General features: G+C 58.2%; 1 protein-coding gene. It reads right to left on the reverse strand.

Going from position 1 to position 452, the window contains the following annotated elements:
- On the reverse strand, window positions 1–403 hold a 403-nt coding region (locus Q3W56_RS20680; protein ID WP_302896702.1), incomplete at its 3' end, for a 4Fe-4S dicluster domain-containing protein.
- Between the last annotated feature and the right edge of the window lie 49 nt (window positions 404–452).

A 452-nucleotide genomic window follows, 5' to 3' on the forward strand; every position in this document is an offset into this window, starting at 1 on the left:
CGATGCAGTTTTCCTGCTGGAAATCGACGATGCCGTTGGCGTACTGAATAATCGCCCCGGCGGATGGGCAGGCTTTCAGGCAGCCCGGCTCTGCGCAGTGCATACAGCCATCCTTGCGGATAAGCCACTCCAGTTTGCCGTTCTGTTCGGTCTCGCTAAAGCGCATTACCGTCCAGGATTTGGCGCTGAGATCCGCCGGGTTGTCGTACACCCCGACGCAGTGCCCCACGTCATCGCGGATGTCATTCCACTCGGAACAGGCCACCTGGCAGGCTTTACAGCCCACGCAGGAGGAGACATCGATAAGCTTGGCGACTTCCGCTTTATAGTCCCGCGCGCGCGGCGCGGGGGTGATCGGGTTGGTCGCGGAGCGTTTAATAATGTCTTGGGTTTCCATCGCCATTGAATCGCTCCTTACGCTTTCTCGATGTTGACCAGGAACGCCTTGTATT

This window comes from Bacillus sp. C28GYM-DRY-1, assembly GCF_030519405.1.
Classification (GTDB): domain Bacteria; phylum Bacillota; class Bacilli; order Bacillales; family Bacillaceae; genus Bacillus; species Bacillus spizizenii_A.